Annotated in this window: 1 protein-coding gene (running past one end of the window); it reads left to right on the top strand. The window is 71.4% G+C overall.

All coding sequences use genetic code 11. The features are described 5' to 3' along the window. The first annotated feature begins 330 nt into the window (after positions 1-330). On the top strand, positions 331-14134 hold the 5' end (the start) of the coding sequence (locus WMF17_RS21530) for a type I polyketide synthase (protein WP_437651001.1). The gene runs 13910 nt beyond the window's last position; 13804 of the gene's 27714 nt are visible here — the first part of the coding sequence; it begins with the start codon at positions 331-333; its stop codon lies beyond the right edge, outside the window.

The raw sequence follows: 14134 nt of genomic DNA, 5'->3' as shown, positions 1-14134 counted from the left end.
TGACTACGAGCGCTGCACGACCGCGGAACGCCATCGAGAGATGGCAGCAAACCTACAGGTGGGGGTGCGCGGGCCACAGTATTTGCTTGTTTGTTTGATTGCAAGCGGATTCATGTTGGCTGCTTGGTTTTGGAAATCTCTTTCCCTGATGTGCGGCGCAATGAACGCTATCGTTCGTGTCCCTGGGGGATCGCGGCACATATTTCAAAGACGTGTCGCGGTTTGTGTGAAATTGCGCCCGCACTGTGCGGGGTGATGGCGGTTTTGCCGTGTGCATCTTTATGGGGTCGTGCTTGATCATAATAATTCATTGTGTTAAGCGTGGCGCCGATGGACAGGATTTTTGGGTTTCTGCGCGATTCATTGGCCGATTTGCTGCAGGTTACGCCGGGAGCCGTTCAGGATGATGTTCGATTCCACGAGCAGGGCCTCGACTCCGCGAGGGCGCTGCTCCTGGTTGAAAAGCTGTCGAGCTGGATGGGGCGCGCTCTCCCCGCCACGCTGATATGGCAGCACAGCACCTTGAACGCGCTTGCCAGGCATCTGGCGGATACGCACGGTGAGCCCGTTTCCACAGCCCTCGGCGCGCGCGCCGTCGCGTCGTCGTCCGTCGACGAGCCCGTCGCCATCATCGGGCTCGGGTGCCGCATGCCCGGCGGCATCACGTCCCCCGAGGGGATGTGGCGGGCCCTGTGCTCGGGCGTGAATGCCATCGTCGAGGTTCCTCCGGACCGCTGGGACGCTGAGGCCTGGCTGGACGCGGACGCCCAGGCGCCCGGGAAGATGACGACCCGATGGGGTGGTTTTCTCGATGAGATCGTGGGCTTCGACGCAGGCTTCTTCGGAATCTCGCCGGCTGAAGCCAGGCAGATGGATCCGCAGCAGCGCTTCGCGCTTGAGACTGCCTGGGCAGCGCTCGAGGACGCGCGCATCGTTCCCACCGGGCTCGGGGGGTCTCGGACGGGCGTGTTCTTCGGCGCCATGTGGCAGGAGTATGGCCGCGTCGCGGGGGCGGACGCGACAGGCATCGAGCCACACTCTGCCGTGGGCTGGGATAACTCCATCATCCCCGCCCGCATCGCCTACGCTCTGGGGCTTCGCGGGCCGGTGATGACGGTCAACACGGCATGCAGCTCCTCGCTGGTAGCCGTGCATCTCGCGGCGCTGAGCCTCAGGCGTGGGGAGGCGGATCTGGCGCTCGCGGGTGGGGTCAACCTCATGCTGACCCCCCACGCCACGGTCCAGATGACCAAGTTCGGCGCGATGAGTCCTGACGGCCGCTGCCGGGCTTTCGCTGCAGGTGCCAACGGCTACGTCCGTGGCGAGGGGTGCGGCGTGGTGGTGCTGCGCCGCCTCTCGGACGCGCTCGTCGCAGGCGACCGCATCTACGCGGTGCTGCGAGGCAGCGCCGTGAACAGCGACGGCGCGTCCAATGGACTCACGGCACCGAACCCTGAGGCTCAGGCTGACGTCATCCGAGACGCCTGGCAGCGAGCGGGGGTTGCGCCCCGCGAGGTCGCATACGTCGAGACCCATGGTACGGGCACGATCCTCGGCGATCCTATCGAGGCCGCGGGGCTGGCCGCCGTGTTCGCACCCGGCCGGGAGCAGCCGCTTCGCATCGGCTCGGTCAAGACGAACTTCGGCCACCTCGAGGCTGCGGCGGGCATCGCCGGGCTCCTCAAGGCGACGCTCGCGTTGCATCACGGGCAGCTGCCGCCGAGCCTGCATTTCGAGAGCCCGAACCCCCACATCGACTTTGAGGCGCTTCGGCTCGAAGTCGTCGCACGGCAGCAAGGCTGGCCGAGGGACGCGGGCCGTCTCGCCGGCGTCAGCAGCTTCGGCTTCGGCGGAACGAATGCCCATGTTGCGCTGGAGGAACCTCCCTACAGACCGCAGATCCTCGTCCCCCTGGCTGCTGATGGGGAGCAGGCGCTCCGCGATGCGGCTCGACGCCTCCTCGCCGATTTCGCTGCTTCGGGCGCGGGTCGCGACGCGGAGCGGCTCGTGGTCCAGCCCGGCACGGGCTCCGTTCGCGCCATGGTCCAGGGGCGCGATGCTGCCTCGGTGGAGGCCGCATTGCGGGAGCTGGTCGACGGTGGCGCGGAGCTCCACCCGATTTCCCGGCCGAGGCCGCGGCTGGTGTTCTTCTTTTCAGGACACGGCGGCCACTGGGCTGGCATGGTCCGTGACCTGATGGCCGGGGAGCCGGTGTTCCGCGCGACCCTCGAGGCCTGCGATGGAGCCGTCCGGGAGTTCACCGGGTGGTCCGTGATCGCCGAGCTCGCGGCGAACGAGGCGTGCTCGCGGCTCGACCGAACCGACGTCGTGCAGCCCGTGGTCTTCAGCGTTCAGGTCGCGCTTGCCCGCACCCTGCAAAGCTGGGGCGTGGTCCCTGAGCTCGTTTTCGGCCAGAGCGTCGGCGAGGTCGCCGCGGCCGTGGTCGCTGGGGCCCTGTCGTTGCGCGACGGGGCGCGGGTGATCTCCACCTGGTCGGCTCTGATCGCGAACCATGCGTCAGGACGTGGCGCGATGATCGTCGCCGATCTGTCGGTCGCGGACGCCGAGCGCGTCCTCGCCAGCGGCGACGCGGGCGGCGTTCAAGTCGCCGTCCATCTGGCCCCCGGCCAGGTTTGCCTGGCCGGGCCGGTCGATGCCGTCGAGCGTCTTGTGCGCCGGTTCGCGAGCGATGGCATCGGCGCCATGCGCGTGCGCATCGACTACGCCGCTCATACCGCCGAGATGGAGCCGCTGCTCCCCGAGATCGAGCGGCGGCTCGCGGCGATCCAGCCCAGCGCGCCCACGATCCCGATGTGGTCCACGGTCGCGAACCGGTATATCGCCGGTCCGGAGCTCGATGGGCACTACTGGGCGCGGAACCTCCGCGAGCCGGTTCAACTCGTCGAAGCTGTCGAGAGCGTGACGCGGCAGCACAGCGCGTGCATCGTCGAGGTGGGGCCGCATCCAGTCGCGGTGCGCTCGTTCGAAGCGTCGCTGAAGACGTGGGGAGACAGCCGTTCTGTGGTCCTCGCGACCTGCTGGCGCGAGGCGGCCGCGCGGGGCGGGCTGGAGGCGCTGCTCGGCGCGTTGTGGCGCGAAGGGATCGATGTCGACTGGGACGCGGTCCGCACGGGCGGCCGCGCGGCGGCTTCGCGCGCGGTCACTCTGCCGTTGGTGGTGTCCGGGAAGACGGTGCAGGCCCTGCAGGAGAACGCCGCGTGCCTGGCGACACATCTTGCTGGCCGAGGCGACATGGCTCTCGTCGACGTCGCCTTCACCCTGGCGACCGCTCGCGCGCACTTTGCCTCGCGCGCGTCGGTGCAGGCGGGGAGCGTATCGGAGGCGGTGGAAGGGCTGAGGGCGCTGTCGGAGGGTCGAGCTTCTGCCGGGGTGGTGCGCGGGACGGGAGGGCGCGGCGGGAAGCTGGCGGTGCTGTTCACGGGGCAGGGTAGCCAGCGGGCGGGGATGGGGAAGAGTCTTTACGAATCATACCCTGTGTTCCGCGCGGCGTTCGACGAGGTGTGCGAGGCGCTGGACGCGCAGCTCGACCGTGGGTTGAGAGAGGTGGTGTTCGCGGAAGCGGGCAGCGAGCAGGGAGCGCTGCTGGAGCGGACGGAGTACACGCAGCCCGGGCTGTTCGCGCTGGAGGTGGCGCTGTACCGGCAGTGGGAGGCGTGGGGAGTGAGGCCCGCGGCGCTGCTGGGGCACTCGATAGGAGAGCTGAGCGCGGGGCACGTGTCGGGTGTGCTGAGCCTCGTGGACGCGGCGAGGCTCGTGTGCGCGCGAGGCCGGCTGATGCAGAGGTGCCAGGCGGGCGGAGCGATGATGTCGGTGGAAGCGTCGGAGCCGGAGGTGCAGGGGGCGCTGTCGGCGATGGGGCTGGAGGGCGTGCTCGGGATCGCGGGGCTCAACGGTCCGAGCCAGACGGTGCTGAGCGGGGACGAAGCGGCGGTGCTGGAGGTGGGGAGTCGGTTCGAGGCGCAGGGCCGGCGCACGCGGCGTCTGCGCGTGTCGCACGCGTTCCACAGCCCGCACATGGACGGGATGCTGGAAGAGTACGGGAGGGTGGCGCGCGAGTGCGAGTATGGGAGGCCGCAGTTGCCCGTGGTGAGCAGCGTGACGGGCGAGCTGTGGAGCGCGCAGGAGCTGAGGTCACCCGAGTACTGGGTGAGGCAGGCGCGCGAGGCGGTGAGGTTCTTCGACGGGATGCGGACGCTGGCGGCGGCGGGGGTGAGCACGTACGTCGAGTGCGGTCCGGATGGCGTGCTGTGCGCGCTGGGGGCGGGGTGCCTGCCGGAGGGAGCGGAGGCGACGTTTGTGGCGAGCCTGCGGCGAGAGCAGGAGGAAGAGCGCGCGCTGGCGACGGCGCTGGGGACGGTGCACGTGCAAGGGCACGAGGTGGACTGGAAGCGGGTGCTGTCGGGCCGTGGCGGTCGGTCCGTGGAGCTGCCGACGTACGCGTTTCAGCGGCAGCGCTACTGGCTGGAGGCGCCGAGGGGGCGCGGTGACGTGAGCTCGGCGGGCCTGAAGGCGGCCGGCCATCCGCTGCTCGGCGCCGCGATGAAGCTGGCCGACGGCGAGGGGCACCTGTTCACAGGGCGGCTGTCGCTGGCGGAGCATGCGTGGCTCCGGGATCATAAGGTGTTTGGCAAGGTGGTGTTTCCGGGCACGGGCATGCTGGAGCTGGCGCTGGCGGCGGGGCGCGCGGTGGGCAGCCGGTCGCTGTCGGAGCTCACGCTCGCCGAGCCGCTGGTGCTGGCCGAGGAGGGCGCGGCGCGGCTGCAGCTTTCGGTCGGAGCGCCGGACGCGGCGGGCCGGCGCGAGGTCGGGCTGTACAGCCAGTCCGAGCAGGCCCCGGAGGACGCCCCGTGGATGCAGCACGCCACGGGGGTGTTGACGGACGAGACGCCCGGCGCTCCTGACGAGCTCGACGAGCTGTCGACGTGGCCTGTGCCGGGCGCGGAGGCGGTGGACCTGTCCGGGTTTTACGAGCGGCTGCGTGAGCGCGGGCTCGACTACGGCCCGGCGTTTCAAGGGCTCGTGGAGCTGTGGCGCGAAGGCACGAGGCTTTACGGCCGGGTGGTGTTGCCCGAGAGCACGAGGGACAGCGCCGAGGCGTATGGGGTGCACCCGGCGCTGATGGATGCCGCGCTGCATGTGCTGTTCGCGGCCTCTTCGGAGGCGGCTGGAGCGGACATGGTGCTGCTACCCTTCTGGTGGTCGGACGTGGCGCTGCACGCGACGGGACCGCGCGAGCTCCGGGTGAGGCTGGAGCTTGAAGCAGGAGACATGACGCAAGCCGTGGCGTCGCTGTGGGCCGCGGACGCGGCGGGGCAGGCTGTGGCCAGCGTCGGCGCCCTGCATCTGCGGCGAGCGACAGCGGAGCAGCTGTCGGCTGCCAGCCGTGCCAATGCCCAGCAGCTGTACCGGGTGGACTTCCAACCGGTGAGCCTCGTGGCGACCGGGCCGGAGACGGGCTCGCTGGTGGTCCTCGGTGCACCGGAGGGAGGAGCGCGACTGGCCGAAGCCCTGGGGGTGGAGGCGATTGCCGATCTCGATGCATTGGTTGCGCGCCTCGAGCAGGGCGCGAGCGCGCCTGCGTGGGTGGTGGTCGACGTCACCGCCGCGAGCCCGAGCCCGTCGGACGTGGCGGGGTCGTCGCATGAGGCGACGCGACAGGCGCTGTCGCTGCTGCAAGCGTGGCTGTCAGAGCCACGGTTCGACGCGACCGAGCTGGTGTGGATGACGCGGGACGCGGTCAGCGCGGCGCCGAGCGACGCTGTCGAGGACCTGGCGCACGCGCCGCTGTGGGGGCTCGTCCGCACGGCGCGCAGCGAGCACCCCGAGCGCCGGCTGCGCTTGATCGATGTCGGGACCGAGCGCGTGGACGCTGGGCTGCTGGCGCGGGCGCTGGCGACGGCGGCGGAGCCGGAGCTTTCGCTGCGCGGCGGCGCGGCGCTGGCCGCGCGCCTGGTGCGCGCACAGGCGGCAACGGAAGAGCTCACCCGAGCCCGCGGGCTGGACCCCGCGGGTACCGTGCTGGTGACCGGAGCCATGGGCGGCCTGGGGCAGGCGGTGACACTCCACCTGGTGCGCGCGCACGGGGTGCGGCACCTTGTGCTGACGTCGCGCCGCGGGCTGGAGGCGCCCGGGGCACGCGAGCTTGTGCGGTCGCTCGAGGAGCTCGGCGCCGAGACGGTGACGGTGGCTGCGTGCGACGTGTCGAAGCGGGAGGAGGTCGCGCGTGTGCTGGCCGGCATCGACGCGGCGCGGCCGCTGAACGCGGTGCTGCACCTGGCCGGCGTGCTCGACGACGGCGTCCTCGCCGCCCAGACGGCCGAGCGCCTCTCGCGGGTGCTGGCGCCGAAGGTGGACGGGGCGCTGCACCTGCACGAGCTGACGCGGGAGCTCGATCTCGCGGCGTTCGTGCTGTTCTCGTCGGTGGCCGGGACGTTTGGCACGGCGGGCCAGAGCAACTACGCGGCGGCGAACACGTTCCTCGACGCGCTCGCGGCGCACCGCCGCGGCCGCGGGCTCGCGGCGACGAGCCTCGCCTGGGGCTTCTGGGCGCCGGGTGCCGGGGGCATGACGGACAGCCTGGGCGAGGCCGAGCTCTCTCGCATCAGGCGCGCAGGATTTATTCCGATGTCCGTAGCAGAGGGCTTGTTCCTGCTGGACGCCGCGCTCTCGCGCTCTGAAGCGAGCCTGGTTCCGGCGCACCTCGATCTGGGGAAGCTGCGATCGGGGCTTGACGCCAGCGGCGGAGTGCCCGCGTTGCTCCGGGCTCTCGTGCGCCCGAGCCTGCGCAAGGCATCCTCCGGGACACAGGAGACCTCAGCGCTTCGCGCGCGCCTCTCGGCGCTGCCGGAGTCGGCGCGGCTCGAAGCGCTGATCGACCTGGTGCGGGGCGAGGTCGCCGCGGTGCTCGGGCTGCACCACCCCGCGTTGGTGGAGCCCCACCAGGTGCTGAAGGAGGTTGGGCTCGACTCGTTGATGGCGGTGGAGCTGCGCAGTCGACTGAGCTCCCGGGCCGAGACTTCGCTGCCGGCGACCCTGGCCTTCGACCACCCGACGCCGCGGGCGATCGCAGAGCTGCTCCTGAAGCAGGCCTTCTCGGAGCTGCAGGAGACGGGGGGCGGCGCGCGTGTGCGCCGTCGGGTGAGGGACGACGAGCCGATCGCGATCGTGTCGATGGCGTGCCGGCTGCCGGGTGGCATCGAGACGCCGGAGGATTACTGGCGTGTCCTGCGTGAAGGGAAGGATGTCATCGAGAGCTTCCCCTCCCGATATGAAGCTTCTTCTATTTACGATCCCGATCCGGAGGCGGTGGGCAAGAGCTACGCGCGAGAGGGGGGATTTCTACGGAACGTGGACCTGTTCGACGCGGGGTTCTTCGGGATATCGCCGCGCGAGGCGCAGTCGATGGATCCCCAGCAGCGGGTTGTGCTGGAGACGGCGTGGGAGGCCTTGGAGCGGGCCGGCGTGCGCCCGTCGGCGCTGAGCGAGAGCGCCACCGGGGTGTACCTGGGCTGGATGGGCTCGGACTACGCCGCTGGCCACGCGGACGACCTGAGGACGCTCGATGGCTATCGCATTACGGGCGGGGCCGGCAGCGTCATCTCGGGCCGCGTGGCGTACGTGCTCGGGCTGCAGGGCCCAGCGATCACGGTGGACACGGCGTGCTCGTCGTCGCTTGTGTCGCTGCACCTCGCCTCCATGGCCCTGCGCCGGGGCGAATGCGACCTGGCGCTGGCCGGCGGGGTGATGGTGATGACCACGCCCACGACCTTCGTGGAGTTCAGCCGTCTCAAGGGCATTGCGCGAGATGGTCGCTGCAAGAGCTTCTCTGCCCAGGCGGACGGCGTCATCTGGGCCGAGGGGTGCGGGATCCTGGTGCTGAAACGGCTCTCGGACGCGCGGCGCGACGGGGACCGTGTGCTGGCGGTGGTCCGTGGGTCAGCGGTGAACCAGGACGGTCGCAGCCAGGGCCTGACGGCGCCGAACGGCCCCGCGCAGCAGCGCGTGATCCAGCAAGCGCTGTCGTCGTGCGGGCTGTCGCCCGGGGACATCGACGCGGTGGATGCGCATGGGACGGGCACGAGCCTCGGAGATCCGATCGAGGCCGGAGCGCTTGCGGAGGTGTTCGGGCCTGGGCGCAAGGCCGAGCGGCCGCTGTACCTGGGCTCGTCGAAGTCGAACCTCGGGCACGCGCAGTCGGCCGCCGGTGTGGCTGGGGTGATCAAGATGGTGCTGTCGATGCAGCACGAGGTGCTGCCGCGGACGCTGCACGCGGAGCAGCCGAGCCCGCACATTGCGTGGGAGGGGAGCGGGCTGTCGTTGCTGCAAGAGGCGCGTCGGTGGCCGCGCAACGGCCGGGCGCGCCGCGCGGGCGTGTCGTCGTTCGGCATCAGTGGGACGAACGCGCATGTCATCCTCGAAGAGGCGCCGTTGGAGGCGGTGCGCGAGCCGGTGGCGGCGGTGCGCGAGCCGGTGGCGGCGGTGCGCGAGCCGGCGGCGGCGGACGGTGCTGCGATGCCGCTGGTGCTGTCGGGGCGAGATGAGGCCTCGGTGGCGGCGCAGGCGGAGCGCTGGGCGACATGGCTCGGCGAGCGCGGGGAGGTGCGTTGGTCGGACGTGGTGAGGACGGCGGCGCTGCACCGGACGCACTTCGCCTCGCGCGCGTCGGTGCAGGCGGCGAGCGTATCGGAGGCGGTGGAGGGGCTGAGAGCGCTGTCGGAGGGTCGAGCTTCTGCCGGGGTGGTGCGCGGGACGGGAGGGCGCGGCGGGAAGCTGGCGGTGCTGTTCACGGGGCAGGGTAGCCAGCGGGCGGGGATGGGGAAGAGTCTTTACGAATCATACCCTGTGTTCCGCGCGGCGTTCGACGAGGTGTGCGAGGCGCTGGACGCGCAGCTCGACCGTGGGTTGAGAGAGGTGGTGTTCGCGGAAGCGGGCAGCGAGCAGGGAGCGCTGCTGGAGCGGACGGAGTACACGCAGCCCGGGCTGTTCGCGCTGGAGGTGGCGCTGTACCGGCAGTGGGAGGCGTGGGGAGTGAGGCCCGCGGCGCTGCTGGGGCACTCGATAGGAGAGCTGAGCGCGGGGCACGTGTCGGGTGTGCTGAGCCTCGTGGACGCGGCGAGGCTCGTGTGCGCGCGAGGCCGGCTGATGCAGAGGTGCCAGGCGGGCGGAGCGATGATGTCGGTGGAAGCGTCGGAGCCGGAGGTGCAGGGGGCGCTGTCGGCGATGGGGCTGGAGGGCGTGCTCGGGATCGCGGGGCTCAACGGTCCGAGCCAGACGGTGCTGAGCGGGGACGAAGCGGCGGTGCTGGAGGTGGGGAGTCGGTTCGAGGCGCAGGGCCGGCGCGCGCGGCGTCTGCGCGTGTCGCACGCGTTCCACAGCCCGCACATGGACGGGATGCTGGAAGAGTACGGGAGGGTGGCGCGCGAGTGCGAGTATGGGAGGCCGCAGTTGCCCGTGGTGAGCAGCGTGACGGGCGAGCTGTGGAGCGCGCAGGAGCTGAGGTCACCCGAGTACTGGGTGAGGCAGGCGCGCGAGGCGGTGAGGTTCTTCGACGGGATGCGGACGCTGGCGGCGGCGGGGGTGAGCACGTACGTCGAGTGCGGTCCGGATGGCGTGCTGTGCGCGCTGGGGGCGGGGTGCCTGCCGGAGGGAGCGGAGGCGACGTTTGTGGCGAGCCTGCGGCGAGAGCAGGAGGAAGAGCGCGCGCTGGCGACGGCGCTGGGGACGGTGCACGTGCAAGGGCACGAGGTGGACTGGAAGCGGGTGCTGTCGGGCCGTGGCGGTCGGTCCGTGGAGCTGCCGACGTACGCGTTTCAGCGGCAGCGCTACTGGCTGGAGGCGCCGAGGGGGCGCGGTGACGTGAGCTCGGCGGGCCTGAAGGCGGCCGGCCATCCGCTGCTCGGCGCCGCGATGAAGCTGGCCGACGGCGAGGGGCACCTGTTCACAGGGCGGCTGTCGCTGGCGGAGCATGCGTGGCTCCGGGATCATAAGGTGTTTGGCAAGGTGGTGTTTCCGGGCACGGGCATGCTGGAGCTGGCGCTGGCGGTGGGGCGCGCGGTGGGCAGCCGGTCGCTGTCGGAGCTCACGCTCGCCGAGCCGCTGGTGCTGGCCGAGGAGGGCGCGGCGCGGCTGCAGCTTTCGGTCGGAGCGCCGGACGCGGCGGGCCGGCGCGAGGTCGGGCTGTACAGCCAGTCCGAGCAGGCCCCGGAGGACGCCCCGTGGATGCAGCACGCCACGGGGGTGTTGACGGACGAGACGCCCGGCGCTCCTGACGAGCTCGACGAGCTGTCGACGTGGCCTGTACCGGGCGCGGAGGCGGTGGACCTGTCCGGGTTTTACGAGCGGCTGCGTGAGCGCGGGCTCGACTACGGCCCGGCGTTTCAAGGGCTCGTGGAGCTGTCGCGCCAAGGCACAACCTACTTCGGTCGGGTGGTGCTGCCGGGGACCGAGAAGGACAGCGCGGACGCGTATGGCGTGCACCCGGCGTTGATGGACGCCGCGCTCCACACGATGGTCGCGGCCCTCTCCGAGAGCCCAGGGGCGAACGAGGTGCTCGTGCCGTTTGCCTGGTCGGACGTGGCGCTGCACGCGACGGGGGCGAGCGAGCTTCGGGTCCGGGTGGAGATCCAGGACCGAGGCGCACACCAGGACACCGCTTCGCTGCAAGTCGCAGACTCCGCGGGGCAGCCGGTGGCGGAGATCGGCGCTCTGCATCTGCGCCGGGCGACGGCCGAGCAGCTGTGGACAGCGATTCACTCTGGAACCCAGCATATGTACCGGGTGAGCTTCCAACCTGTGGAGCTCGCGGCGGCCCCCCTGGAGGCGGGCTCGCTGGTGGTCCTCGGTGCAGCGGAGGGACGCGGGAGGCTCGCCGAAGCCCTGGGGGCGGAGGCGATTGCCGATCTCGATGCATTGGTTGCGCGCCTCGAGCAGGGCGCGAGCGCGCCTGCGTGGGTGGTGGTCGACGTCACCGCCGCGAGCCCGAGCCCGTTGGACGTGGCGGGGTCGTCGCACGAGGCGACGCGGCAGGCGCTGTCGCTGCTGCAAGCGTGGCTGTCGGAGCCACGGTTCGACGCGACCGAGCTGGTGTGGATGACGCGGGACGCGGTCAGCGCGGCGCCGAGCGACGCTGTCGAGGACCTGGCGCACGCGCCGCTGTGGGGGCTTGTTCGCACGGCGCGCAACGAGCACCCCGAGCGCCGGCTGCGCTTGATCGATGTCGGGACCGAGCGCGTGGACGCTGGGCTGCTGGCGCGGGCGCTGGCGACGGCGGCGGAGCCGGAGCTTTCGCTGCGTGGCGGCGCGGCGCTGGCCGCGCGCCTTGTGCGCGTGCAGGCGGCAGCGGAGACGCTCACGCCGGTTCGCGGGCTGGACCCGACGGGCACGGTCCTGGTGACCGGCGGAACAGGCGAGCTGGGTCAGGCGGTCGCGGCGCACCTGGTGCGCGCGCACGGGGTGCGGCACCTTGTGCTGACGTCGCGCCGCGGGCTGGAGGCGCCCGGGGCACGTGAGCTTGTGCGGTCGCTCGAGGAGCTCGGCGCCGAGACGGTGACGGTGGCTGCGTGCGACGTGTCGAAGCGGGAGGAGGTCGCGCGTGTGCTGGCCGGCATCGACGCGGCGCGGCCGCTGAACGCGGTGCTGCACCTGGCCGGCGTGCTCGACGACGGCGTCCTCGCCGCCCAGACGGCCGAGCGCTTCTCGCGGGTGCTGGCGCCGAAGGTGGACGGGGCGCTGCACCTGCACGAGCTGACGCGGGAGCTCGATCTCGCGGCGTTCGTGCTGTTCTCGTCGGCGGCCGGGACGTTTGGCACGGCGGGCCAGAGCAACTACGCGGCGGCGAACACGTTCCTCGACGCGCTCGCGGCGCACCGTCGCGGCCGCGGGCTCGCGGCGACGAGCCTCGCGTGGGGCTTCTGGACACAGGCGGGCGTGGGGATGACAGCGCACCTGGGCGAGGCCGAGCTGTCGCGCATGAGGCGCAACGGGTTCGTGCCGATGCCGGTGGAAGAGGGGCTCTCGCTGCTGGACGCCGCGCTCTCACGCCCTGAAGCGAGCCTGGTCCCTGTGCACCTGGATCTCGCGCAGCTGCAGCGTGGGCTGGAGGCCAGCGGCGAGCTGCCGGCGCTGTTTCGGGCGCTGCTGCGGCCCAGCTTGCGCAAGGCGTCCTCGGCAACGAGGCGAGACGCCTCGGCGCTCCGCGAGCGCCTCTCGGCGCTGCCGGAGGCGGAGCGGCTGAACGCGCTCGTCGAGCTGGTGCGGGGCGAGGTTGCGGCCGTGATAGGGCTTCCGCGCAGCGAGGCTGTGGCAGCGGATCAGGTGCTCAAGGATCTGGGGCTCGACTCGTTGATGGCGGTGGAGCTGCGCCGCCGGCTCAGCGCCCGAGCCGAGATCTCCCTGCCGGCGACGCTGGTCTTCGACTACCCGACACCGCGGGCGATCGCAGAGCTGCTCCTTAGACACGCGTTTTCGGAGCTGCTGTTGGTGGAATCCCGTCCGCGGGCGCGTCGTCGGGGGCGGGAAGACGAGGCGATCGCGATCGTGTCGATGGCGTGCCGGCTGCCGGGGGGCGTCGAGACGCCGGAAGACTACTGGCGTCTCCTGGCGGAAGAGAGGGACGTGATCGCGGGCTTCCCTGCGCGCTGGGATGCGCTTTCGGTCTACGACCCCGATCCGGAGGCGGTGGGCAAGACCTACGTGCGCGAGGGGGGGTTCCTGCCGGACATCGACCTGTTCGATGCGGGTTTCTTCGGGATATCGTCGCGCGAGGCGCAGTCGATGGATCCCCAGCAGCGGCTTGTGCTGGAGACGACGTGGGAGGCCTTGGAGCGGGCCGGCGTGCGCCCGTCGGCGCTGAGCGGGAGCGCCACCGGGGTGTACCTGGGCTCGATAGGCTCGGACTACGGTGCTCTTCACGGCGGCGACCTGGAGGCGCTGGACGGGTACCGGGGCACCGGGAGCGCGGCGAGCGTGCTCTCAGGCCGTGTGGCTTATGTGCTCGGACTGCAGGGCCCAGCGATCACGGTGGACACGGCGTGCTCGTCGTCGCTTGTGTCGCTGCACCTGGCGTGCACGGCGCTGCGTCAGGGCGAGTGCGATCTGGCCTTGACCGGCGGGGTGATCGTGATGACCACGCCTGCGGGATTCGTGGAGTTCAGCCGCCTCAAGGGCCTTGCACGGGACGGTCGCTGCAAGAGCTTCTCTGCGCGAGCGGACGGCGTCATCTGGTCGGATGGGTGCGGGATTCTGGTGTTGAAGCGGCTCTCGGACGCGCGGCGCGACGGGGACCGTGTGCTGGCGGTGGTCCGTGGGTCAGCGGTGAACCAGGATGGTCGCAGCCAGGGTCTGACGGCGCCGAACGGCCCCTCGCAGCAGCGGGTGATCGAGCAGGCGCTCTCGTCGTGCCGGCTGTCGCCCGGGGACATCGACGTGGTGGAGGCGCATGGGACGGGCACGAGCCTCGGAGATCCGATCGAGGCCGGAGCGCTTGCGGAGGTGTTCGGGCCTGGGCGCAAGGCCGAGCGGCCGCTGTACCTGGGCTCGTCGAAATCGAACCTGGGGCATACGGGGCCTGCGGCGGGCGTGGTCGGTGTGATCAAGATGGTGCTGTCGATGCAGCACGAGGTGCTGCCGCGGACGCTGCACGCGGAGCAGCCGAGCCCGCACATTGCGTGGGAGGGGAGCGGGCTGTCGTTGCTGCAAGAGGCGCGTCGGTGGCCGCGCAACGGCCGGGCGCGCCGCGCGGGCGTGTCGTCGTTCGGCATCAGCGGGACGAACGCGCATGTCATCCTCGAAGAGGCGCCGTTGGAGGCGGTGCGCGAGCCGGCGGCGGCGGCGGCGGCAGAGGGTGTTGCGATGCCGCTGGTGCTGTCGGGGCGAGACGAGGCCTCGGTGGCGGCGCAGGTGGAGCGCTGGGCGACATGGCTCGGCGAGCACGGGGAGGTGCGTTGGTCGGACGTGGTGAGGACGGCGGCGCTGCACCGGACGCACTTCGCCTCGCGCGCGTCGGTGCAGGCGGCGAGCGTATCGGAGGCGGTGGAGGGGCTGAGGGCGCTGTCGCAGGGGCGCGGCCACCGGGCGGCGTCGGTGGGCACGGCGCGCGCGCGAGGCAAGGTGGTGT

Source organism: Sorangium sp. So ce362 (assembly GCF_051519845.1).
Taxonomy (GTDB): domain Bacteria; phylum Myxococcota_A; class Polyangia; order Polyangiales; family Polyangiaceae; genus Sorangium.
The sequence above is the reverse complement of the archived record's forward strand: the minus strand, read 5'-3'. Positions and strand labels throughout refer to the sequence as shown.